This is a genomic window from Streptomyces sp. NPDC093510, from assembly GCF_040683555.1.
In the GTDB taxonomy this organism is placed as follows: domain Bacteria; phylum Actinomycetota; class Actinomycetes; order Streptomycetales; family Streptomycetaceae; genus Streptomyces.
Genome location: NZ_JBFBEE010000012.1, coordinates 25,959 through 49,192, shown reverse-complemented (window position 1 = coordinate 49,192; position 23,234 = coordinate 25,959). Strand labels below are relative to the sequence as shown.

13 protein-coding genes are annotated in these 23,234 nt (G+C 73.4%); 9 read left to right on the top strand and 4 right to left on the bottom strand.

Annotated elements, in window-relative coordinates; all coding sequences use genetic code 11:
* Nucleotides 1-24 precede the first annotated feature (24 nt).
* From AB0N81_RS20330 to AB0N81_RS20305, 6 genes are read left to right on the top strand one after another with little or no spacing between them, the layout of a single operon-like run.
* On the top strand, nt 25-924 hold the full coding sequence (locus AB0N81_RS20330) for a DUF4132 domain-containing protein (RefSeq protein ID WP_365360150.1): 900 nt from the start codon (nt 25-27) through the stop codon (nt 922-924).
* Nucleotides 921-5,819 (top strand): hypothetical protein, encoded by a 4,899-nt coding sequence (locus tag AB0N81_RS20325; RefSeq protein ID WP_365360148.1) that lies wholly within the window; start codon nt 921-923, stop codon nt 5,817-5,819. Before AB0N81_RS20330 ends, AB0N81_RS20325 begins: the two co-directional genes overlap by 4 nt.
* Complete coding sequence (locus tag AB0N81_RS20320; protein WP_365360146.1) at nt 5,816-6,991, top strand: AAA family ATPase; 1,176 nt, start codon at nt 5,816-5,818, stop codon at nt 6,989-6,991. The genes AB0N81_RS20325 and AB0N81_RS20320 overlap by 4 nt, the downstream gene beginning before the upstream one ends.
* Nucleotides 6,978-10,637, top strand: coding sequence for a DUF5682 family protein (locus tag AB0N81_RS20315; RefSeq protein ID WP_365360144.1), 3,660 nt, complete (start codon nt 6,978-6,980; stop codon nt 10,635-10,637). The genes AB0N81_RS20320 and AB0N81_RS20315 overlap by 14 nt, the downstream gene beginning before the upstream one ends.
* On the top strand, nt 10,634-12,790 hold the full coding sequence (locus AB0N81_RS20310) for a hypothetical protein (protein WP_365360142.1): 2,157 nt from the start codon (nt 10,634-10,636) through the stop codon (nt 12,788-12,790). The genes AB0N81_RS20315 and AB0N81_RS20310 overlap by 4 nt, the downstream gene beginning before the upstream one ends.
* 45 nt (nt 12,791-12,835) lie before the next feature.
* The gene (locus tag AB0N81_RS20305) at nt 12,836-14,215 is read left to right on the top strand and encodes an erythromycin esterase family protein (RefSeq protein WP_365360140.1); all 1,380 of its coding nucleotides are present in this window, start codon (nt 12,836-12,838) and stop codon (nt 14,213-14,215) included.
* A 30-nt stretch (nt 14,216-14,245) separates the two neighbouring features.
* Here AB0N81_RS20305 and AB0N81_RS20300 read toward each other — a convergent pair whose 3' ends face one another.
* The 4 genes from AB0N81_RS20300 to AB0N81_RS20285 all read right to left on the bottom strand — a co-directional run bounded on the left by AB0N81_RS20300 (nt 14,246) and on the right by AB0N81_RS20285 (nt 19,299).
* Nucleotides 14,246-15,589 (bottom strand): hypothetical protein, encoded by a 1,344-nt coding sequence (locus AB0N81_RS20300; RefSeq protein ID WP_365360138.1) that lies wholly within the window; start codon nt 15,587-15,589, stop codon nt 14,246-14,248.
* Entirely contained in the window at nt 15,577-16,404 is an 828-nt protein-coding gene (locus tag AB0N81_RS20295) for a transporter substrate-binding domain-containing protein (RefSeq protein WP_365360136.1), read from the bottom strand. The genes AB0N81_RS20300 and AB0N81_RS20295 overlap by 13 nt, the downstream gene beginning before the upstream one ends.
* Nucleotides 16,405-16,501: 97 nt before the next feature.
* A complete protein-coding gene (locus AB0N81_RS20290) occupies nt 16,502-18,112 on the bottom strand; it encodes a M81 family metallopeptidase (RefSeq protein WP_365360134.1) in 1,611 nt (536 codons plus the stop codon).
* Complete coding sequence (locus tag AB0N81_RS20285) at nt 18,109-19,299, bottom strand: ROK family transcriptional regulator (protein ID WP_365360132.1); 1,191 nt, start codon at nt 19,297-19,299, stop codon at nt 18,109-18,111. Before AB0N81_RS20285 ends, AB0N81_RS20290 begins: the two co-directional genes overlap by 4 nt.
* A gap of 216 nt (nt 19,300-19,515) precedes the next feature.
* Here AB0N81_RS20285 and AB0N81_RS20280 point away from each other — a divergent pair, with 216 nt between their 5' ends.
* The 3 genes from AB0N81_RS20280 to AB0N81_RS20270 are packed head-to-tail and all read left to right on the top strand — an operon-like array spanning nt 19,516 to nt 23,233.
* Complete coding sequence (locus AB0N81_RS20280) at nt 19,516-21,357, top strand: peptide ABC transporter substrate-binding protein (RefSeq protein WP_365360130.1); 1,842 nt, start codon at nt 19,516-19,518, stop codon at nt 21,355-21,357.
* Nucleotides 21,354-22,331, top strand: a complete 978-nt coding sequence (locus tag AB0N81_RS20275) for an ABC transporter permease (protein ID WP_365360128.1) — start codon at nt 21,354-21,356, stop codon at nt 22,329-22,331. The genes AB0N81_RS20280 and AB0N81_RS20275 overlap by 4 nt, the downstream gene beginning before the upstream one ends.
* Entirely contained in the window at nt 22,328-23,233 is a 906-nt protein-coding gene (locus AB0N81_RS20270; RefSeq protein WP_365360126.1) for an ABC transporter permease, read from the top strand. Before AB0N81_RS20275 ends, AB0N81_RS20270 begins: the two co-directional genes overlap by 4 nt.
* The last annotated feature ends 1 nt before the right edge of the window (nt 23,234 follow it).

Sequence of the window (23,234 nt, the reverse complement as noted above, 5' to 3'; positions counted from 1 at the left end):
AGGAGGTCTGGGAGGGGTCCTGTCATGGGCTGGGTCGATACGGCGGGCGGGTACGCGGTCACCCTGGACGGCACGCGGGTGCTGTGCAGGAATGCCGCGGGCCGCACGCTGAAGCAGGTCCCCGCGAAGCTGCGCGACGACGCCGAGGTGGTGCGGCTGCGCCAGCTCGCCGAGTGGCTGGAGCGGCACGAGCGCGAGTGCCGGGCCCAGGTGGACACCTGGCTCGTGCGCTCCCTGCCCGTCCCCGCGCGGCTGCTCACGGAGGTGTGGCGCGACGCCGCCTGGCAAGGGGCGCTGCGTGACCTGGTCGTGGCGCCGGTGGGGGCCGATGGCAGCGCCGACGTGGTGCGCGCCGGATTCCTGCGGGACGCCGACAGCGAGCGGGGCCTCGGCGTCGTCGACCTGGACGGCGACTCGGTGCGGCTCGACGCGGAGCAGGTGCTGATACCGCACCCGGTGCTCCTTGACGACCTGGCGGACTTGCGGGAGTTCGCCGCGGAGCTGGGCGTCGAGCAGGGCCTCGACCAGCTGTTCCGGGAGGTCTGGCCGCGCCCGGACGCGGTCGACGGGGCGGCGCTGGAGTGGGGGGCGTACGCCGACGCCAAGTTCGAGGAGCTCCGGCACGCGACCGCGAGGGCGGGGGCGTACGGGTATCGCGTGCGCGGGGGTTACGCGGTGTGCGGGCTCACTGAGGACGGCCGGACGCTGGAGGCGGCGTACTGGCTCGGTGACGACTATCCCGAGAGCGAGGCGTACACGGGCGGGCTGGAGTGGCGGGCCGCCGGCGGGCGGCGGGTGCCGCTCGGTGAAGTGGGGCCCGTGGCCTGGTCGGAGGGCGTCCGGATGGCCGCCCTCGTACACGCGGGGCGCGTGGTGGGGAACGAGGACGACGAGTCCGAAGAGGACGGGGCGGGGAAGCTGTGAGCGCGACGAGGGAAGAGAAGTTGCTGGAGGCGGGCGCGGTGCTGCCGCCGGCCGGCTCCGCCGGGGACGCGCTGACCGCGCGTGCGTACGGACATCCGGTGATCGAGGGGCGCACGGTGGTGCGGCTGGTGCCCGAGGCGCTCGGCCCCGCCGAGGATCTCGCCCTGGAGTACCTGGGATTCGGTTCGGCCACGGCCACCACGGTCGGGCGGGTGCAGCGCCAGTCGCTCGGCTTCCCCGCCTGGGCGCTGGTCAACGACCCGGCCAACGGACGGCACGCGCTCGCCGTGGTCAAGGAGGTGGAGCGGCTCGCCCGGCTGGTCACCAGCAAGCCCGGCCTGGCCAAGGAGGGCTTCGACGAGATCGGGGGCCGCCTGGACCGTTCCGTGCCGCACTTCCTGCCGACGTACTACGAACAGGTCGCGCGGCTCTTCCTCGCGGCCGAGTCGCGCCAGCACGCCTCGGTGTTCTTCGGCAAGGCGCGGGCGGCCGAGCAGCGGCACGCGCTGGAGATCGACGAGGAGCGGCTGCGGGGGGCGTTCGTGGAGTTCGCGGGCGCGGGCGCACTCAGCGGCAAGGTGCTGCGCGAGCACGCGAAGGGTCTCGCGGCGCGGCTGACGGGCCAGGAGGCGTACGAGCAGTTCAGGATGTTGTCCCTACAGCGGTGCGCGGCGGGCATCGCGCCGTACGCCGGGATGCTGGAGGATCTGCGGCGCCTCGCGAAGGGTGCGGGGCTCGCGGCCCGCGCCGAGGAGTGCTCTCTGCTCGCGGAGATCATCCACTCGGGAGCGATGACGCGCGCGGCCGGCAGCTTCTGGAAGTCCGCGCTGCCCGCGCTCGCCGAGCTCGCGGAGGCCGAACCCGCCGTGCGGCAGCGGCTGTTGCAGCTCATGCCGACCGCCGGAGGTGACTCCACGGACGCCTTCGACGAGGCGTGGCTGGCGCTCCTGGACCGGTGCGGGGCGATCGGGCTGCTCATGGACGGCACGGTGAGCGCCGCCGAGTGGCTGGGCGCGTGGGCGCGGCACCGTAGGCGCGGCTGGCGGGAGTCGAAGCGGCTCGCCGCCGAGCTGGCTTTGGTGGAGCGGCTCGCGCCCCGCCTGATCGCGGACGGTACGCCCGCGCGGCTCGTCGTCGACCGCGGCCACCGGTGCGAGACGGACCTGGACCTTCTCGACGCGGCGCTCGCGGCCGGGGTGCCGGTCGCCGACCCGCCGCAGGAAGCGGACGGCCTGGAGCTGCGGCACTGGCTTCAGGATGACAGCGAGGGCCGCAGGGACCTGGTGGCGCTGACCTCGGACGCGCGGTTCGCCCCGCTGCTGCGCGGGGCGGTGGAGAACCTGTCGACCGCGGACGGGCCCGGCGCCGTTCCCTCGGCGCGGCTGGAGCGGGTCGCCGAGTATCCGGCGCTGCGCACGGTGCTCGCGGACTGGCTCCAGCACCGTGCCGCGGACCTCGGGCGGCCCATCGGACTGCCGGGCCTGGACACGCTGTTGAGGAACGTCACGCGGTTCGCCAGGCCCGCCGTCCTGGCCACCGCGCCCGACGCCGTCGAGCGGATCGTCTCCTTCGACCCGGCGCCGGCCCTCGCCCGGACGCTGCGCGCGGGCATCCTCGACGAGCTGGGCTGGCCCGCGCTCGAAGAGGCGCTCGCCGCGCTCGGCGACGTCGACAAAGTGACCGCGGGGCAGCCGCAGTGGCCGCACGTCGACAACCGGTGGTACAAGTCCGCCGACGCCTGGCCCGCGCTCATCGTGCGTGTCGGCACGCATGTCGCGCTCGCCGGGCCCGAAGGCGTCCTGGACCGGCGCACGCTGAGCCTGCCCGGCCGGAGTCCGGGGCACGGCGAGCCGACGGTGCGGTTCGTCGACGGGCAGTGGCTGATCGCGTCGGGGTACGGCAACGACCGGCGGGCCGTCTGGTCCGGCGGCCCCGCCGACGTGTTCAGGCCGACGGGCCTCCAGGACGGCTGGTACGACTCGGGCACGGTGTCGATGGCGCTCGCCGACGGCAGCCGCTGGTACGGAGCGCGGCCGGTGCGCGCCGGGGACACCGCGTTCCCCGAGCGGCGCCGCGAGATCGCCTCGGACGGCGTGTCCTCCTGGGTGCTGCACGAGGGGCGTTGGCATGAGTACGACCCCGCGTCCGCGCGGCGGGGCCGGGCCTCGGTGCCCGCGTTCTTCGACTCGGCGCTCGCCGGGGCCGGGGCGGGAGTGCGTCTGGAGGAAAAGCACTGCAGGCTGCTGCCCGTCCAGGCGGGCCTGGAGGGTTCGCCGTTCGGCAGCAAGGACGGGCTGCTCGGCTGGTGGGTGACGTACGACGAGAAGTCAGGTATGCGCACGGCCTGTTCGGTCGACGGCACCCGTGGGCCCGCGACGGCCGGCGGTCTGCCCGTGGCGCCCCTGCGGCTGCCGGCCGAGGCCGTGCTCCACCCCGTACAGCTGGGCTGGAACCAGTCGGTGGTCGAGCTGCGGGACGCGGACGGCGTGGCCGTGGCCCGTGTGCAGATCGGCGACCGGGGCAGCGCCCACGCGGCGGGCACCCGTTTCGTGCCGCCTCTCTGGTACTGGCACGCGCTGCGGCCGCGCGACGAGCGGGGTTCCGCGGCGCTGCGCGCGGTGACCGACACGGACGCGGCGGCGCTCCTGGCCGCCGTCGTCGGCGGCGAGAGCCCCGGCGCTGCCGTGGCCCGGCTGCTGCCCGCCGTCACCGACGAGGCGCTCGCCCGGGGCGTGGCGGGGCTCGTCGAGGAGACCGCGCGCTGCGCCAAGCGGATCGCCACGCTCGCCGAGCGGGCGCGGCGGCGGACGGACGCCCGGCAGGACGCCACGCCCACGGTCCGGCACGCGTACGACTTCGCGCTGCGTGAAGCCATGCAGGGCTTCACCGGATCGCAGCACTTCTACGGCTCGTACCACTACGGCGTCCGGGCCGACCAGAGCACCACCGCGATCGAGCAACTCGTCGCGCTGGCAAGGGCGTTGCGGCCGGGCACCGCGGCGGGCCGGAGCAGCCTCAGCGGCACCGGGGTGGCCTGGCTGACGCTCGCGGGATCCGGCATGGCCGCGATCGCCCTGCGGGCCGCGTCGCCCACCACGGAGGACGGGCACCGTGCGGCGCTCCTCGAATGCCTGGACGCCGTCCTCGAGGTGCGGGCCGACGACGACGCCGTGCTCGTCGACCCGCGCGGGCGGCTGCGCGTGGTGCAGCTCAGGACCTCGCACAAGGCCCGGCCCGAGCGCGTGGGCGAAGTCCTCGTCTCCGGGGCGCGACGCATGCTCATCGTGTCGTGTCAGCGGGTGGAGGGGGACGACGCGTTCTGGAACGGCATCGAGTACGACCCGGCCGGCGCCTTCGGCGGATGGGACGGCTTCGCCCTCACCTCCTCCGAGGTGCACGGCAGCCCGGAAGACCCGCGCCGGGCGCCCTCGCTGCGGCGGCTCCTCACGCTCCTTCGGGAGCGGGGGCCGCTGCCCTACCGTCCGGAGCGGGCGGCGGAGCTCGCCGAGCGCATCGGGGTCGCACCGGTGGCCGGGGCGCTGCTCCTGCTCGGCCTGCCGGGGTTGCAGGGGTACGGCAGGGAGGGACTGCTCCCCGCCGAGTTCCTGAAGCCGCTGGGTGCCAAGAGCGCCGAGGCCAAGGCCGCGCGGGGCGCGCTGCAGGATCTGCCGCTCGCCCTGCGACAGGCGTTCACGGCCGCGCTGGTGCCCGTCGACCCGGAGGACGTCGAAGGGCTGTGGACGAGCGGCTTCACGCCGGACGATGCCGCCGAGCTGTGGCTGGCGGCGCGCGGCAGACACCGCGTCGCACCGCCCGAGCTGGTCGCCCAGGTCGTCGCGGAGATCGGCCCGGGCCCCATCCTCGACCACGTCCTGAACCCCGGGGCCCGGCGCGAACTCACCGGGCGGACCGAGCAGAAGCTCGACGACGGACTGCGGCCTGCGGACCCCGGGGCCCTGCTCACCGGCCCCGCGCTCGTCCCGTACGTGGACATGCTGCGCTGGCTGGCCTACCGCCTGCCGTACGGCGATCCGCTGCGCGCGGTGCTGCCCGAGACGCTGCGCGTGCTGCGCGACCGGCTCGCCGACCCTGGCCTGCTGCTCGATCTGCGGGTGAGCTGGGGTACAGACGGCGAGGTCACGGGTGCCGCCGTCCGGGAGGCGTTCGGTCTGCCGCCGCGCGGCGGGGAGGACGACCGCGGTCTGGTGGAGGCGGGCCCCGCGCTCGTCCTCGCGCCGATGCGGCACCGTTCCGAATGGGACGCCGTGTGGGTGCGGCCCTCCGCGTTGCTGCCCGGTGTGAACGACGAGGGCGGCCCCGACCACCCGGCGCTCACGCTCCTCTCCGGCCTCGCGGGGAACAGCGACGCGCTGCGGGCCCTGCGGACGCTGCTCAGCGAGGAGTTCACCGCGCTGCTCACCGCCGACGGCCCCGCGGGAGCCGCGCAGAACCCGCTGATCGGTGCCCCCGAGGCGGTCCCCGAGGTGATGGCGCGGTTCGGGCTCTCCGAGGACGCGGCCGTCATCTACCTGATGCTGCTCGCGCTGCCCGACCCGACGGACCGTCGCCAGGCGGCGTGGACGGGCTGGAAACCGGCCCGGCTCAAGAAGGCCAGCGCCGAACTGGCCGCCACGGAGCTCGTGGTGGAGGCCAAGCGGTCCCGGGCGGGCCGCACCCTCTTCCTGCCCGGCGGCTGGCTCGACCGCAGGGCGCCGCTCCTGCCCGTGGAGAGCTGGAAGGTCCCGCTGCTCCCGGAGTCGAGCTCCCGCTTCGAAGTCCCCGGGTGCCCGGTGCCCGAGCTGTACGCCCGTGCGTGGCAGCGGGTCGTCGACGGCGAAGGGCCCGCTTACGAGGAGTTCGAGGAGCGGGGCGGCCGCAGGGGAGGCAGGCGATGAGCCACCGAACGACGAGACAGACGGAACAGCCGGAACAGCCGGTGACGGGCGGACGGCAGATGGAGCTGCCCGAGGACCGCTACGCGCAGGAGCTGGCCTTCCTCACGGCGTACGACGACGGGCCGCGCCCGCCCGGCTGGCGGCTGACTCCGCGCGCGGTGGTGCTCTTCGTCTGCGGTTCGGACGGTGAGGAGCTGCGCGACGGGGCGGGGCGGCGGCTCGCCGTGACGCGGAAGTTCGTGGGCGACAGACAGCTCGTGGAGCGCTGCGTGGTGACGCTGGCGGGCGAGCGCGGGCTGCTGCTCGTCGGCGAGCCCGGCACCGCCAAGTCGATGCTGTCCGAGCTGCTCGCCGCCGCCGTGTGCGGCACCAGCGCGCTCACCGTGCAGGGCACAGCGGGCACCACGGAGGACCAGCTGCGGTACGGCTGGAACTACGCGATGCTCCTGGCCAAGGGCCCGAGCCGCGAGGCCCTCGTCCCCTCGCCGGTGCTCACCGCGATGGCCCGGGGCGCGGTCGCCAGGGTCGAGGAGGTCACCCGCTGCCTGCCGGAGGTGCAGGACTCCCTGGTCTCCCTGCTCTCCGAACGCCGTATCTCCGTCCCGGAGTTGGCGGGGCAGGACGGTGACGACGGGACGGTGCACGCGGTGCCCGGTTTCACCCTCATCGCCACGGCCAACCTCCGGGACCGCGGCGTCTCCGAGATGTCAGCCGCCCTCAAGCGGCGCTTCAACTTCGAGACGGTCGGCCCGATCGACGACCTGGCGGCGGAGACCGACCTGGTGCGCCGGCAGGCGACGGCGGCGCTGACCCGCTCCGGAGCCGCCTTCTCGGTGGACGACACGGTCCTGGAGGCGCTGGTCACCGCCTTCCGCGACCTGCGTTCGGGGCGCAGCGCGGAGGGCTGGGAGGTCGAGCGGCCCTCGACGGTCATGTCGACGGCGGAGGCGGTGCAGGTCGCCACGTCCATGGCGATCGGCGCGGCGTATCTCAGTGACGGCAGGGACGTCGTCCGTACGCTGCCGGGCCACCTCCTCGGCACCGTGCGCAAGGACGACCCGGCCGACCACGCACGACTGCTCGGCTACTGGGACGGTCCTGTGCGGCGGCGTGCGGAGAGCGGGGCGGGGTTGTGGCGGACGTTGTGGGAGCTGCGTGATGACCTCGCGTGAGAGGGCCGCGCCGGAGCCGGAGGAGGCCCTGGCCGAGCTGGCCGGGTGCCGTGACCCGTATCTGAGCGGGGTGCGGCACCACTCCCCCGCCCTTGCCGCCGCGATGCCCGCGCTGCTGACGGCGGCCGCTCCCGAGGTGCTGCTCGTGGAGCTGCCCGAGGAGTTCGCGCCGTGGCTGGAGCATCTCGGGGACTCGGCGACCGTGCCGCCCGTGGCGCTGGCAGGAAGTGCCGGGGAGGGCGGCCTCGTCTTCCTGCCGTTCGCGGAGTTCTCACCGGAGCTGGCGGCGATCCGCTGGGCCCGGGAGGCGGACGTTCCGGTCGTGCCGTTCGACCTGCCGCTGGCGGCACGGGATCAGGTGGGCGAGCCCGTACGGGACGACGCCGCGGACGGGGCGGCCGACGGCCGGGAAGCGAATCCGTCCCTGGAGTCCGGACGCCTGGTCCCGGCGCTCCGCTCACGCGCCGGACTGCGTCCCGGGGACGACCTCTGGGACCGCCTCGTGGAGTCGGCAGCGCCGGGCGGCACGGCGGAGGCGCTGCGCCGGGCCGCGCTCCTGGCCGGCTGGGCCCTGCGAACGGACGCCGGTGAGGTCGCCGCGTACGACCTGGCGCGTGAGGCACACATGCGGCGCCGCATCGCGGAGCACGCAGGGCGGCGGACGGCGGCGGTGATCGGCGCGTTCCACGCGCCGGCGCTGGTCGCGGGAGACGGCGTGCGGCCTGTTGGGGCGGACGAACCGGAAGACGCGGCGGCCAGGGAGTACGTGTCCGGCGCGGCCCCGGAGGGAACGGCCGTGACCACCTCGCTCGTGCCGTACTCCTACCCGCTGCTGGACGAGCGCTCCGGCTATCCGGCCGGAATCCGCGATCCGGAGTGGCAGCGCGGCGTGTTCCTGGCCGGCGGGGAGGCGGACCGGCTCGACGAGCTGCTGACCGTCACCGCCGTACGGATCTGCGCGGCGGTCCGCGCTGCGGGCCACCCCAGCGGCCCCGCGGACGCGCGCGAAGTGGTCCGCGTCGCGCGGGACCTGGCGTCGCTGCGCGGGCTGCCCGCGGCGGGCCGGGGCGAGCTGGTCGAGGCCGTGGGGACGGTGCTGACCCAGGGACAGCTTCTCGGCCGCGGGCGGGTCGTCGCCACGGCCCTGGAGCAGGTGCTCGTCGGGGACCGGCGGGGGCGGCTCGCCCCGGGGACGCCCCGGTCGGGCCTGGGGCCCGCCGTCGAGGCGGCGCTCGGTGAGGTGTCGCTGCCGACGCCCGGCGCGCCCGCGCGGCGCGAACTGCGCCTGGATCCGCACCGCTCGGACCTCGACCTGCGGCGCGAAGTCCTGCTGCGCCGACTCGCGGTCTGCCGTGTTCCGTACGGGGAGGAGGGCGAGGTCGCGCGGGTCGGCGGAACCGCCGCGCTGACCACGCGCTGGGCGGTGGAGTGGACGCCGTCGTCCGCGGCGATGCTGGAGGTCGTGGGCGTGCACGGCGTGACGCTGGAGCAGGCGACGGCCGGCGTACTGCGCCGGCGGCACGCGGCCGACGTCCGGCACGGTGGGCCGACGGCTGCCCAGGTACTGGCCGGGCTGACGGACGCCGCGCGCTGTGCGCTGCCGGAACCGGCGGCCGAACGGCTCGGGCAGGTCGCCGAGCTGCTGCCCGCGTCCGGTACGTTGCCCGAACTCCTCGACGGGCTCGACCTGTTGAGCCGAATCGAGGCGGGCCAGTTGCCCGGGCTGCCCGCGCGGTGGCGTGCCGCCGAGGTCGCCGCCGCACGTGAGCAGCTCGACGCGGCGGGGGTGCGGGCCCTCGACGGGCTCGCCGGGTCCACCGACGCGGCCGACGCCCGCGCCCTGACGGACCTCGCCCTCCGCGCCGCCGAGAGGGGCGGCGGACTGCGGCTCGCGGACGCGCTGGCCCGCCTCGACGCGGAGGGCACGCCTCTCGTCCGGGGTGCGGCGGGCGCGGCTCGGGTGCTGCTCGGACAGTGCGACGCCGGGGAGTTCGGCGTACGGATCGCCTCCCGCGTGGACGGCGCGGTGACGCCCGAACTGCGGGCGGAGCTCGGCGCGTTCCTACGGGGAACGCTGGTCGCGGCAGGCCCGCTCCTGGAAACGGCCCGCGCGATGGGCCCCCTCCTCGAACGCGTCGAGTCACTCCCCGACCGCGCCTTCCTCGACCGGCTGCCGGCACTCCGGGCGGGCTTCGACACCCTGTCCCCCGCGGCGCGCGCCCGGATGCTCACGGCGGTGGAGGACCGCACGGGCCTCTCGGCGGACACCTTGCCGACGGCGGTCACCGACCCGGCGGCTCTCGCGAGGCTCGCGGAGGCGGACTTGGCGGGGCGGGAGGCGCTGACGGCGGTGGGGCTGATGCCGGTGGTGCCGACGGAGGCGGGGCCGGCGGCGGGATCGGCGGTGGGGCCGACTGTGGTGGGGCCGGGCGCGGCGTTCGCCGGGGCGGGTTCCGTCTCGGCGGCCGCTTGTAGTCCCTGTAGCCCCTGTAGCCCCTGTAGCCCCTGTAGCCCCTGTAGTTATCGCCTCGCCGCTCATGAACGGTGGCGGCTTCTCCTGGGTCGGACCCGGGGCGTCGGCGGACACGCGGGACGGGTCGCCGCCGCGCTCGACGAGCTGTACGGCAGCGGGCGCGGGGAAGGCTCGCGCGGGCAGGACGGGCCCGGGAGCGGGTCAGGAGGCGGCACCGACGCCTCGTACCCCGATGTGCGCAGCTGGTCGGAGGAGCTGGCCGCGCTGTTCGGACCGGACGTACGGGAAGAGGTCCTCGCCGCGGCGGCCGACAGCGGCCGCATCGACGCCGCGATGGAACTCGACCCTGCCACGGCACGCCCTTCGGTAGAGCTGCTGCGCACGGTCCTGTCGTACGCGGGCGGCATGCCCGAGAGTCAACTGGCCCGTCTCCGGCCGCTGGTGGCCCGCCTGGTCAAGGAGCTGACCGAGGCACTGGCCGACCGGCTGCGTCCGGCGGTCACCGGCTTCGCCCACCCCCGGCCCACGCGCCGGCCCGGCGGCCCACTGGACCTCGCACGTACGCTGCGGGCCAACCTCGCCACCGCGCGCCGCGACCCGGTCACGGGAACGGTGACGGTGCTGCCCGAGCGGCCCGTGTTCCGCACGCGGTCGCGCAAAGCTGTGGACTGGCGGTTGGTGCTGGTCGTGGACGTGTCCGGTTCGATGGAGGCGTCGACGATCTGGTCGGCGCTCACCGCGTCCGTGCTCGCCGGGGTGCCCGCACTCAGCACGCACTTCGTGGCCTTCTCCACGGAGGTGCTGGACCTCACCGACCAGGTGGACGACCCGCTGGGGCTGCTCCTGGAGGTACGGGTCGGCGGCGGCACCAGCATCGCGCGCGGGCTGCGGCACGCCCGCACCCTCGTGACCGTGCCGTCGCGCACCCTCGTGGTGCTGATCAGCGACTTCGAGGAGGGCGGACCCGTCGGCCCGCTCCTCTCCGAGGTGCGGGCACTCGTCGACGCGGGCTGCCACGTACTGGGCTGCGCCTCGCTCGACGACGCCGGTCGGCCGCGCTACTCGGCGGGCGTGGCCGGGCAGTTGGTGGCCGCGGGCATGCCCGTCGCGGCGCTCAGCCCGCTGGAGCTGGCCCGCTGGGTCGGCGAACGCATGAGAGGGACGCCCCAATGACGCAGCCGTCCGTGCCACCCCAGCCGCTTGTGCCACCCCTGCCGCCCCGGCCGCCCGTGCCGCCTTTGCCGCCCCGGCCGCCCGCGCTGCCCCCGGTGGCCGCCGCGGTGGTCGCCACCGCGCTCGATCCGCTGCCCGCGCGGCTGCGCAAACGCGTCGACGGGGCGACGGCCAAGGCCGCGGCCTGGCCGGTCGACGCCATGGAGAACGGTGACGGGGTCGTGATCCGTGCCGTCGTCCGCGTCGACGACGACACAGCGGTGACGCTCACCGCTCCGCGCGGCATCGTCGCCACGGCGGACGACGCGACGTGCACGTGTCTGCTCGCGCCGGCGTGCCTGCACAGGGCGGCGGTGCTGCTGCGGGCGCCGCTCGCGGAGGAGGCACCGACCGCGGACGCGCCCGAACTCCCGCAACGTGACGGTCCCGAACTCCCGCCGCGTATCGGCCCCGAACCCTCGCCACGTAACGGCCCCGAGCTCCCACCGGGTACCGGCCCCGAGCTCCCACCAGGTGACGAGTCCGAGCCCGCCAGCATTACTGGCACCGTCACCGCGGCCGCCACCGGCACCGCGACCGCCACCGTCACCGCCACTGGCACCGTCACCGCAACCGGCACCGCCGCCGGCACCGCCGCCGGCACCGCCGTCCAAGCCCTCTGGGCAGCCGCGGTGGATGTGCTCGTCGCCGGGGTCGGGGCAGCCGGTGCCGTGCAGCGGGCGCGGCTGTTGCACGCGGCTCATTCCGCGCGGCTGGCGGGTCTGCACCGCGCCTCCGCCGCGGCGGTCCGCGTGGCCCGGCGGCTCGGTGAGGCCACCTCAGGCGATCCGCAGTTCCGGCTCGCCGACCTGTCGGGAGAGCTGACCGAACTGCTCTACGTAGCAAAGCGATTGCGGCCGCCGGGCCCGGCGGTCCCGGCGGCCCCCAACCCCGAATGCGACCCCGACCCCTCCCTCGTAGGCACGGTACGCCGCGCCTACCGGCCGGAGCGGCCGTTGCGCCTGCACGGCCTGTTCACCGAGCCGGTGGTCACCGCGTCCGGCTACGCGGGGGCGGTCACCTATGCCCTCGCCCCGGACGGACACCTGCGCACCGTGTCCGATGTCGCGCCCGGCGGCCCGGACCGCGTCCGGCGGGCGACGGAGTCCTCCGTCCCCGGCGGCTGCGCACTGTCCCTGCGCGAGCTGGGCGACGGCGGCGGGGTGACCCTGACCGCACCGACCGTGTCGCCGGACGGCCGGATCAGCGCGGGACGCACCGTGCGTTCGGTACGGGCGTCGGGAGCCGCCTGGTCGGAGGAGCCTCTCGACGCCCTGTGGCAGCGGGCTCCGTACGACCAACTGGCCGCCGCGCTGGCCTGGTTGGGAACACCCGCCGACGAGCGGGTATCCGCCGGGGGCGACCTCGTCTTCCTCCGGGGGACGGTCACCACGAGCGGACTCGCGGTCAGCGACGGACCCACGCTGCGGCTGCTCGCGCCGGACGAGCGAACGGAGCTCCCGTACGCGGAGAATCTGCGCCTCCTCGCCACCCGCACCGGCCTGCCCCTGCGCGTCGTCGCCCGCGTCGCCCCCGACCGCCCCGGCGGCGTCCTCGCGCTGGCCGCCGCGTGGACCGGCCACGACGGCCGGACGACGCTGCGCGCAGACCTCGGCCTGCGCCGCCTCGACCGCACCCAACTGCCGCCGCACACAGGGCCGTCGATGCCGCCCGCCATCGACCCCCCGGCCCTGCCCACGGAACTCGGCCTGCTCCGCCGCGCCGTGGACCGGGCGGTGGCGGGCGGCCGCCCCGTGGCCGCCACGGACACCGACGGTGAACTCCCACGCCGCCTGAGAGCAGCAGGACTCACCACGGGGGCCGACTGCGCCCGCCGCCTCACGGACACGGCCGCCGACCGCAGCCACGACACCCTCGGCCGCCTGCGCCCCGCCGACCCCGACGCGTACGCCGAGGCGTGGCTGGCGGCTTCCCTCTACACCCGGGCGGCCACGACGTCCCTGCTCACCGCCGCATGGACACCTCGGCGCACGACGGGTGAGGAAGCGGTCGAGCTGCCGAGTGGTGGCGATGTGGCCGGGCCGCCCGGGGGTTTCCCCCCTGGCACGTCGGCGGTCAGCACCAGCGCGCCCCGCACGCCGCCCGAGCCATGATCACTTCACCGCCCCGGCGGACCACCGAAGCGAGGAGAGATCAGGATGACCGTGCACAGGCAGGCGATGGGCCGACGGACGTTGCTGGCCGCGACGACCGGGCTCGCCGCCACCGCCCTACTGGCTCCGGCGGCCCACGCGGCACCCACCGCCGGGCCGGAAGGTTCCGTACCCGCAGGCCCGGCGGCGGAGAACGGCCGTGCCGCGGCAGTCCGCGGACTGGAGCGCGCCGCGCACCCCTTGAGGTCGACGGAGCCAGGCGGGCGCGTCACCGACCTGCGCGCGCTGGGCTCGATGATCGATGACGCGGTCGTCGTCGGCCTGGGAGAAGCCACCCACGGTTCGCACGAGTTCTTCGCCATGAAGGAACGAGTCTTCCGGTACCTCGTCGAGGAGAAGGGCTTCACCACCTTCGCCCTGGAGATGAGCTGGACGGCCGGCCTGCGCATCGACGAGTACGTGCAGGGCGGTCCCGGCTCCGCCCGGCGGGTCGCCAAGGAGGCGCTGGCCGGGTCCCCCTGGGCCCGCGAGGAGTTCGTCAGCCTCCTCGCCTGGATGCGCAGGCACAACGACCGCCACCCCGGCCGCCGCGTCCACTTCATGGGCAACGACGTCGGGGCGCCCAAACTCGGCAGCGCGATCTTCGAGCGGGTCCTGTCGCACGTCCGCGTGCACCGTCCCCAGGACCTCGCCCGCCTCGAAGCGCTGTACGCCCAACTGCCGCCGCTCGACGACATCTTCGCGTATCTGGACAGGCCCCTTGCCGAACGGCGCCGCAACGCCGTCACCGCCCAGCAGGCGTTCGACCTGGTCGCCGCGGACAAGCAGGCGGGTGGCGACGCCCATGAGTGGGCCGAACAGCACGCCCGCAACATCCACCAGACCTTCGCGTTCGCCTCGCTCGACCTGTCCGACCCGCAGTCCGTCTCCGAGGCGGAACACCTCCGCGACCGGGCCATGGCCGCCAACACCGCCTGGTGGCAGGGCCGCACCGGCGACAAGATGCTGCTGTCGGCGCACAACGGGCACGTGGGCTACCTGTCCACCGACCCGGTGATGTACCCCACCACACAGGGCGTCTACCTGCGCGACGTCCTGGGCAGCCGCTACGTCGCCGTCGGCTTCACCTTCAACCGGGGCTCCTTCCTCACCGCCACCACCCTGGGCAGCCCGTGGAGCAAGGTCACTGTCCCGGCCGCCACCGCCGACATGCAGGAGTACACCCTCGACCAGGTTCACCACCGCGACTACTACGTGGATCTGCGCACGCTCCCGGCCGCGGCCCGCCGTTGGCTCGCCACGCCGCGTCCCGTGTACGACGCCGGCTCGTCCTTCAAGAACGACCCACTCCCCACCCTCGCCGTCAAAAAGGCCTACGACGTGCTCATCCACCTCCACCGGGTCCACGAGGCCGTCCCCGTCTGATCGCCCGTCCCCGTTCCCGTTCCCGTCTGATCACCCGTCCCCGCCTCTCGCTGTGATGCATGACGTCCCTCCCACGTCGCGCGTCACCAGCCTCGAGAGGATCACGACCCCCACGTCCCGGGTGCGCGCATGCGGGCCGGCGGTGGTGCCCGGAACCCGGCCGGGCCGCGCCGCCAACCTCCGCACCACGGCAGCGACATCCGCCTCGTCGTCCCGCAGCAACGCTCCGATCAGCGCGACCGCGTCCGCACGGTCGGCGCCCGCGGCGTCCAGGTCGGTGAGGCGGACCGAGGCGATGATTTCGGCGCCCGTCCTGGGCCGGTGTGCCGCCGCCAGCGCGGCCAGTACGTGGCGTTCCGCGTCGGTGGCGTGGGCCCACCGGCCCAGGAGACCCGGCACGGCGTCGGCCACCGCGTGCCGGACGGTGCGCTGGGCCTCGGTCTGGGTGGACGCGCGGCCCAGCGCGGCGTTGCGGTCGGCCAGCGCCACGTCGTCCCTCACGCCCGCGGTGGAGTGGCGCAGGAGATCGACGAGGATCGTCAGCCTGGCCCTCGCCGGGACATCGGGTTCGGCTGCGAGCGCCGCCAGGAAAGGGACTGCCGTCGCGGTGCCGGGCGTGCACGTTCCCTGGTGCGCCACCGCGTCGTCGAGTTCGGCGAGGAAGTCGTCGACGCGCTCGTACGGGTCCGCGAACGCGAAGTCTTCGTCGAGCAGCCAGGCCAGCGCTTCGGGGGCGTTCTCCGCGCTCCCGTACATGCGCTCCGCCACGGCGATCGCGGCCGCGCAGACGAGAGCGGGATCACCCGGATCAGGGAGGAACCACGGCAAGGGCGCAGGCCCCGGTGCCGGCCCGACCGTCGGCCGTGGCTCGGTGACATCCGGCGGTTCGGTGACATCCCGTGGCTCGGTGACATCCCGTGGCTCGGCGACAGTCAGTACCGCGTCCGCGTCCTCGTGCCGCAGGCCCGACCGGTCGAACCCCCTCTCCAGCGTCGCCTCGTGCCCCTCCGAGCAGCCGTCGGCGAACCCGCCGTGCGACCGCGCGACTTCCGCGACCCGGGCCGCCTCCTCGTTCAGGTACGGCCTCATGTCCGGCAACCGGGCCACGAACCCCTGTTCCGGGCCCCCACCCCTCTCGCTCCCGGCCTCAGTGACGTACACCGCGAGGGCGAAGACCTGCCACCACCCCGCCAGTTCCGGCGCCGAATCGCCGTACCAGTCGGACAGTTCGAAGGGGAGCGAGCGGTGTTCGCGCGCGGCCACGAGCCGGCACCCATGCCGGGCCAGCTCGTCGGCCGCCTCCCCGGCCGCGCTTTCGGTCGGCAGCGTCAGCACGTACTGGACGCCCCAGCCGTGCCGCATCACTTCATCCACTCCGCCTCATACTTCGCGTACGTCCCGTCGTGCGTCGCGAGGTGCACGAACTGGTCGACGTACTCCTTGAACTCGTCGTCGCCGCGCGGTGTCGCGTACGCCTTCTCGGAGAAGGTGAAGGGCTTGTCGGGGTGGAGAGAGCACAGTTCGGGGTGGATCTTCGACTGGTAGAGCGTCTCGCTCGCGTCCGTCATCATCACGTCCGCGCGGCCGTCGATGATCTCCTGGAAGATCGTCGTGTTCTCCGGGTGCAGCTTGACCGTCGCCCGCTTGATGTTCGCGCGGGTGAACTGCTCGTTCGTGCCGCCGGGGTTGACGACGACGGTCGTGCCCGGCCTGTCTATGTCCGCCAGCGCGCCCGCCCCGAACTTGCCCTTGTCCGCGCAGCGCACGATCGGTGTCTTGCCGTCCTCGCGCGTGGGTTCGCTGAAGTAGACCTGGCGGGCGCGCGGCAGGGTGATCGAGACGCCGCCGACGCCGATGTCACAGCGCCGCGCCGCCACGTCCTTGGTCAGGTTCGCCCAGGACGTGGCCACGAACTTCGGCTTGGCGTCGAGGCTCTTCGCCAGGTCCCGTGCCATCGTGATGTCGACGCCGCTGTACGTTCCGTCGGCGGGGTCCAGCTTCGTGAACGGGGCGTAGTCGCCGGTCGTGCAGACCTTCAGGACGCCCTTCTTGGGGACGGAGTCCAGGAGTGTTCCGTGGTGCCGGTCGGGCCTGGTGTCCGGCTGCCTGCCCGCGTCGGGCGACGCGGGGGCGGCGGCGGTGACGGCCAGCAGACAGACCAGGGCGGACAGGGTGGCGGCACGCTTCACGGGGGCTCCTGCGCGTATCGGACGGGGGGTCGGGCTGTGTTCGGACAGTTCCTGGCGATCACCCTCGCAGACCCGTTCGCGCAGGTGAACCCCCTTCTCAGGGAGCGAGAGGGGCAAGGGGAGCCAGTGGGGCGAGAGGGGCGAGAGGGGCGAGTCCGACCGGGGTCAGGTCAGGTGCGCCGTCCGCGTACGCGTCCTCGTCGAACGGATACAGCGGCCGTTCCACCCGGTGGTGGCCGAGGCGCGGCAGGTCCTGGTCGACGCCGCCCGGCGTGAGGGCGAGGAGCCAGTCGGCCGCCATGTCGTACAGCTCCGGCTCCAGGTAGCCGATCTTCACGGCCACGATGTCGTACGTACGAGGGTCGATGCCGAGGCCGCCCTCCGCGGGGCCCGTGAAGTCGGCGAGCGTGTGGAACGGCTTGCGGCGCTCGACGAGGATCACGGTGAGGCCGCCGCTGCGCACGGCCGCCATGTCGACGCCCCGGTCGTACGCGCCGCCCTCCGCCCGGTCCTTCTGGTCGGTGGCGCGCTGCAGCGCGACGACGGTGCCGGTGAGTTCGTACGGTCCTCCGTGGTTCGCGTCGACCTTGCCGCCGACGCTCAGGGCGACCTCCGCGCCCACGCCCGCCTCGAAGCAGCGGGCGACTGCGACCGGGTCGGTGATGCCGGGGTGGAGGGCGGTGACCTCGCCGGTGCGGATCGCGGCGTTCTCCAGGAGCTTGCCCAGCATGTACGCGAGGTCGCCCGCGCCGCCCGCCGTCGGGTTGTCGCCCGAGTCGCTGATCAGGAAGGGGCGTGCGGGTGAGGCCACCGCCCGCTCGATGCATTCCTCGGCGGAGCCCGTCGGGCCGACGAAGACGAAGTCGCGGCGCGCGTCCCAGTAGCGGCGGGCGAGCTTTTCGGCCTCGGCGGCCGCGAGTCCGGCGTCCTCGCCGGTGACGACGATGGCGGCCTGGCAGCGCGGTTCGTCGGCCCAGGCGTAGCCGACCCACATCGCGGCGTCGAGGATGCCGGGGAGCTTTTCGATGTCGGCGAGCGAGGCGTAGAGGGACTTGGCGGGTTCCAGGCGGGTGCTGGTCTTCTCGCCGGGCAGGAGGACGGGGACCTGGACCCAGGCGCGGTGCGGGCGCACTCCTTCCCGCAGGCATCGCACGAGGTTGCGGGCCGCGCGTTCGCGGGTCTCCCAGGCGTCCTCGTGCGGGGCGAGGCGGTGGGCGGTGAGCAGGTCGACCGGCTCGGCGAAGCGGCGCGAGACGTTGCCGTGCAGGTCCATGGCGGTGGAGATCATCGGCCGTCCCGTGCCGTCCGGCGTACCGACGAAGTCGAGGGCGGCGCGCACCGCTTCGGTCAGGTCGGCCTCGGCGTCGGTGAGGCCGATGACGCTCATCGCGCCGTGGATGTCGTACACGAGGCCGTCCACCGGGCCCGCCGCCCGGATGCGCGTGACCAGTTCGTCCTTCAGGGTCAGGTACGACTCCGCCTCCACCGGGCCGCCGGGCAGCGCGGTCGCGTGCAGCAGGGGCACCCATTCGACGGTGTCGGCGAGGTCGGAGTCCGGGCGCGTCCACGTGTAGCGGTCGAGGAGGTCCTGGCCGCGGGTCCGGCGGAAGTCGTCCGCGGTGGAGCGGTGCGGGCAGAACGTGGAGGACTCGATGCCGATGCCGCCGATGCCGACGCGCAGGCGGCGGTGGTGCGCGGAGGGGGTCATGCGGTTGCGCTCTCTTCCTGGGGTGCGGGGGCGGCCGGTGAGGTGGGGAGGTGGTGGCGCAGCGCGGTGAGTCCCGCGCCGAGGAGGCCCGCGTCGGGCCCCGTGACGGTGGTGGTGATCTCGAGGTCGGCCGTGGCGAGGGGCAGGCAGTGTTCGTAGAGGACGCCGCGCACGGCGGCGACCAGGGGTTCGGCGGTGGCGAGGACGCCGCCGAGGGCCACGGCCTGCGGGTTGAAGAAGTTGACGACGACGGAGAGGACCGTGCCGATGTGGCGTCCCGCGGTGCGGACGAGGGTGGTGGCCAGCGGGTCGCCGTCGGCGACGAGCCGCAGCAGGTCGGCGGTGTCGGCCACCTCGACGCCCTGGAGCGCGAGTTCGCGGATCAGGGCGGCGCCGCTGGCGACGGTCTCCAGGCAGCCGATGTTGCCGCAGCTGCACGGGCGGTCGCCCGCCGCGTCGACGCGGACGTGGCTGATGTCGCCCGCGCTGCCGTTGGCGCCGTCGTGCGGCCGGCCGGCGGAGATGATGCCGCTGCCGATGCCGCGTCCGGCCTTGACGACGACGAGGTGGTCGAGCTCGGGGCGTGCGACGCGGTGCTCGCCGACGGCCATCATCGTGGCGTCGTTGTCGACGGTGACGGGGATGCCGAGCCGTTCGGCGAGGACGTCGCGCAGCGGGTAGCGGTGCCAGCCGGGCATGCGGGACGGACTCAGGACGCGGCCAGTGGCGGGCTGCACGGGACCGGGGAAGGCGACGCCGAACGCACGTACCGTGCGGCCTTCGGCGCGCTGGTGGGCGACGAGGGCGTCGGCCTGCCCGCAGAGCCAGTCGACGGCGGATTCGGGGCCCGCGGTGATGTCGTGCGGCAGGTCGACGGCGTCGGTGACGGTGCCGCCGAGGTCGACGGCGCCGAGCCGCGCGTGGTGGCTGCCGAGGTCCGCGGCGAGCGCGACGCCTCCCTGGGTCGCCACGCGCAGCAGCCGCGGCCTGCGTCCGCCGCGCGACGCGCCTTCGCCGGACTCGGTGAGGAGCCCGGCGTCGACGAGTTCCTGCACGCGCAGGGAGACCGTGGAGGGGGCGAGGCCCAGTTCGCGCACGAGGTCGGCGCGGGACGTGGCCGCCCCCGACGAGACCAGGTGCACGATGTGCTGCGCCGACCCCGGTTCGCCGAGTGGTGTTCCGGCCATGCCGCCCCCAGTTGCTTCCCTGTTGCTTCGATGTGTTTGTTCGACACCAGGACGAACACTAGGTCCGACCGAACCAAGTTGACCAGCCCTTCCGGCTTTTCCACTTCTTGCCGAATGAAGCTATTGACTTGTTTTTCTCGCCGGGCCTAGCGTTCGGGCGCCGCCCCGTCGTTCTCCGGCACGGGCCGGCCCCGTACCCCTTGGAGGCCCATCGCCATGCGCTCATTCAGGTCCGCGGCGGCCGCGCTGCTCGTCCTCGCGGCGGCCCTCACCGGCTGCACCCGCGAGGGCGGCCGCATCGACATGGGCCCGACCGGCGGCACGCCCGTGGAGGGCGGCACGGCGACGATGGCGCTCCCGCCCGCCGCGACGCCCAACTGGATCTTCCCGATCGGCGCGCCGGGTTATGGCGGCTCGTACAACTACGGGATCTACTCACTGCTGTTCATGCCGGTGTACGACGCCGTGCAGGACAAGGAGAAGGGCGAGCTGACCACGCACGGGCCGGGCACGCTCGGCCTGGAGCCGAAGTACAGCGACGGGAACAAGACCGTCACCGTGCCGCTGCGCGAGGGCGTCGAGTGGTCCGACGGGAAGCCGGTCACGGCCCGTGACCTGGAGTTCTGGTTCCACCTGGTCAAGGCCAACAAGGCGGACTGGGGCAGCTACTCGGTCGGCGCGATGCCGGACAACGTCAAGCGGTTCGAGACGCTCGACGACCACACCGTGCGGCTGCACCTGACGCGCGCGTACAACCCGGACTGGTTCACGGCCAACCAGCTCACCCTGCTGCGGGCGCTCCCCCAGCACGCCTGGGACGCGAAGACCGACGGCGGGAGGATCGGCGACTGGGACCGTACGCCCGCGGGCGCCAAGGCGGTCTTCGCCCGCCTGACGAAGCACGCCAAGAGCCTCGGCTCGTACGGCTCCGACCCGCTCTGGAAGACGGTCAACGGGCCCTGGAAGCTGGCGGGCTGGCGCGACAGCGGGCAGGTCACCATCGTGCCGAACGAGAAGTTCACCGGACCGGAGTCGGAGCGCCCGCATCTGGACAAGGTCGTCTTCAAACCGTTCACGACGGCCGACTCCGAGTACAACGTGCTGCGTTCGGGCGGCGTCGACTACGGCTACATCCCGCCGTCGGTGATGGCGCAGAAGGAGAAGTTCGAGGGCAAGGGCTACCGCGTCGATCCGTGGGAGGGCTGGGCGGCGACGTACATCGTCTACAACTTCAACTCCACGCACGGCGGCCCGATGATGGACCAGCTCTACATCCGGCAGGCCATGCAGCATCTCGTCGACCAGAAGGCCATGAGCGACGTCATCTGGCAGGGCAGCGCGACCCCGACGCTCGGTCCGGTTCCGGTGACACCGAAGAGCCAGTACCTGTCCGCAGAGATGGAGAAGAACCAGTACCCGTTCTCCGTCGACAAGGCCAAGTCTCTGCTGACACAGCATGGTTGGCGCATCGAGGACGGTACGGCGCGCTGCGTACGCCCCGGTACGGGCGAGGGCGAGTGCGGCAAGGGCATCGGGAGGAACACCCCGCTCGAACTGACCCTGCTCTCCCAGTCCGGGTCTACCGAGACGACGAACATGATGCAGGAGCTCAAGTCGTCGCTCTCCAAGGCCGGCATCGACCTGACGGTGCGCCAGCAGCCGCTGAACTCGGTCCTCGGCAACTCCGTGCCGTGCAAGGCGAAGGACCCGGGCTGCGAGTGGGACATGTCGTTCTTCGGGACGGCCGGCAGCTGGTACTACCCGCTCAACCCCAGCGGCGAGCAGCTCTTCTCGACGGGCGCCTCCGCCAACTTCGGCAACTACAGCGACAAGAAGGCGGACCGCATCATCCGGGGCGTGCAGTACTCCCCCGACATGAAGGCCGTGCACGAGTACGGCGAGTATCTCGCCGAGCAGCTGCCCGTGATGTGGATGCCCAACCCGGCGTACCAGGTCTCGGTGATCCGCAACGACCTGCGCGGAGTCGCACAGAACCCGACCGTCACCTTCGCTCCCCAGCACTGGTACTACGTCAAGAAGAAGGGAGCCGAGAAGTGAGCGGCAGCAACGGCCTCACCGGCTTCACCGGCTTTCTGGTCAAGCGGTTCCTCCAGGCGGTCGTCGTCCTCTTCCTGGTCTCCGTCATCGTCTTCGTCCTGCTGCACCTGCTGCCGGGCGGCCCCGCCCGCGCCATCCTCGGCCCGAAGGGCACACCGCAGCAGATCGAGCACTTCAACCACCAGCAGGGATACGACCGTTCACTGCCGACGCAGTACGCGATGTACCTGAAGCGGCTGCTCACGGGTGACCTCGGCGAGTCCTTCAAGCTCAACTCGCCCGTCCTCGACCTGCTGAAGCAGCGCCTGCCCAAGACGCTCCTCCTCACCGTCCTGTCCACCGTCCTCGCGGTGGTCATCGCGGTCCCGCTCGGACTGTTGCAGGCCGTACGGCGCGGCAAGGCGTCGGACTACGCGCTGACCGGCCTCGCCTTCCTGCTGTACGCGACGCCGGTGTTCTTCCTCGGCCTCATCATGATCATCCTGTTCGCGCAGGTCATGCCCATCTTCCCGGCGGAGGCGCCGCAGGGCGAGACGGTCGCCGAACTCCTGGGCGACTTCACCGGGTTGATCCTGCCGGTGGTCACCATGGCCTTCGGCATCGTCGCGATGTTCAGCCGCTACATGCGCTCGGCGGTGCTCGACAACCTCACCGAGGAATACGTCCGCACGGCGATGGCCAAGGGCCAGTCGAGCCGCCGGATCATGGTCAGGCACGTCCTGCGCAACGCGCTGATCCCCCTCGCGACGCTCCTCGGCCTCTATCTGCCGACGCTGTTCAGCGGCGCCCTCGTCGTGGAGTCGATGTTCAACTACCCGGGAATGGGGCTGCTGTTCTGGAACGCGGCTCAGGGCTCCGACTTCCCCGTACTGCTCGGCGTGACGCTCGTAGTCGGTGTCGCCACCGTCGTCGGCTCGCTGCTCACCGACGTCCTGTACGCCGTCCTCGACCCCCGGATACGGAGCGTGGCATGAGTACCACGGTCGCCCCTGTCACCGCGCCAGGCCACGAGGACGCCGCGCAGGCGACGCCCTCGCTGGCCCGCCGTACGCTCCAGGTCTTCACCGGCAACAAACTCGCCCTGACGGGCGTGGTGGTGCTGCTCCTGCTGCTCGCGTTCAGCTATCTCGGCCCGCTCGTGTACGACACCGAGCAGGTCCACACCGATCTGTCGCAGGCGAACCTGCCGCCCGGCAGCTCCGGCCACCTCCTCGGCACCACCGACCTCGGCTACGACATGATCGGCCGGCTGATGGTCGCGGGCCGTACCTCGCTGGAGATCGGACTGGCGGCCGGCCTGCTCGCCACGCTCTTCGGCACCGTCTACGGAGCGGTCTCCGGCTACTTCGGCGGCTGGGTCGACGCCGCGATGATGCGGATCACGGACGCGGCGCTCGCCATCCCCGCGATGTTCCTGCTCGTCGTGGTGGCCGCGATCATCACTCCCAGCAAGGGCGTCCTCATCATGATCATCGCGGCGGTGGCGTGGCTCTCCCCCGCCCGCCTGGTGCGCGGCGAGGCGCTGTCCCTGCGCAACCGCGAGTACGTCCAGGCCATGCGGATGATGGGTGGCGGCGGTACGCGCGCCGTTTTCAAGCACATCGTGCCGAACGCGATCGGCACGGTCATCGTCAACTGCACGTTCCAGATAGCCGACGCCATCCTCTACGTCAGCTACCTCGCGTTCCTCGGCCTGAGCATCCCGCCGCCCTCGGCGGACTGGGGCTCGATGCTGTCGGCCGGCATCACCTACACGCAGAACGGCTACTGGTGGCTGATCTTCCCGCCGGGCATCGCGATCGTGCTGGTCGTCGCCGCGTTCAACTTCATCGGCGACGGGCTGCGGGACGCGTTCGAAGTACGGCTGCGGAAGTAAG

Coding starts and splice junctions, on each gene's coding strand:
- AB0N81_RS20315 (WP_365360144.1), top strand. CDS start 6,978: ATGACCTCGCGTGAGAGGGCCGCGCCGGAGCCGGAGGAGGCCCTGGCC.
- AB0N81_RS20305 (WP_365360140.1), top strand. CDS start 12,836: ATGACCGTGCACAGGCAGGCGATGGGCCGACGGACGTTGCTGGCCGCG.
- AB0N81_RS20330 (WP_365360150.1), top strand. CDS start 25: ATGGGCTGGGTCGATACGGCGGGCGGGTACGCGGTCACCCTGGACGGC.
- AB0N81_RS20285 (WP_365360132.1), bottom strand. CDS start 19,299: ATGGCCGGAACACCACTCGGCGAACCGGGGTCGGCGCAGCACATCGTG.
- AB0N81_RS20320 (WP_365360146.1), top strand. CDS start 5,816: ATGAGCCACCGAACGACGAGACAGACGGAACAGCCGGAACAGCCGGTG.
- AB0N81_RS20280 (WP_365360130.1), top strand. CDS start 19,516: ATGCGCTCATTCAGGTCCGCGGCGGCCGCGCTGCTCGTCCTCGCGGCG.
- AB0N81_RS20310 (WP_365360142.1), top strand. CDS start 10,634: ATGACGCAGCCGTCCGTGCCACCCCAGCCGCTTGTGCCACCCCTGCCG.
- AB0N81_RS20270 (WP_365360126.1), top strand. CDS start 22,328: ATGAGTACCACGGTCGCCCCTGTCACCGCGCCAGGCCACGAGGACGCC.
- AB0N81_RS20290 (WP_365360134.1), bottom strand. CDS start 18,112: ATGACCCCCTCCGCGCACCACCGCCGCCTGCGCGTCGGCATCGGCGGC.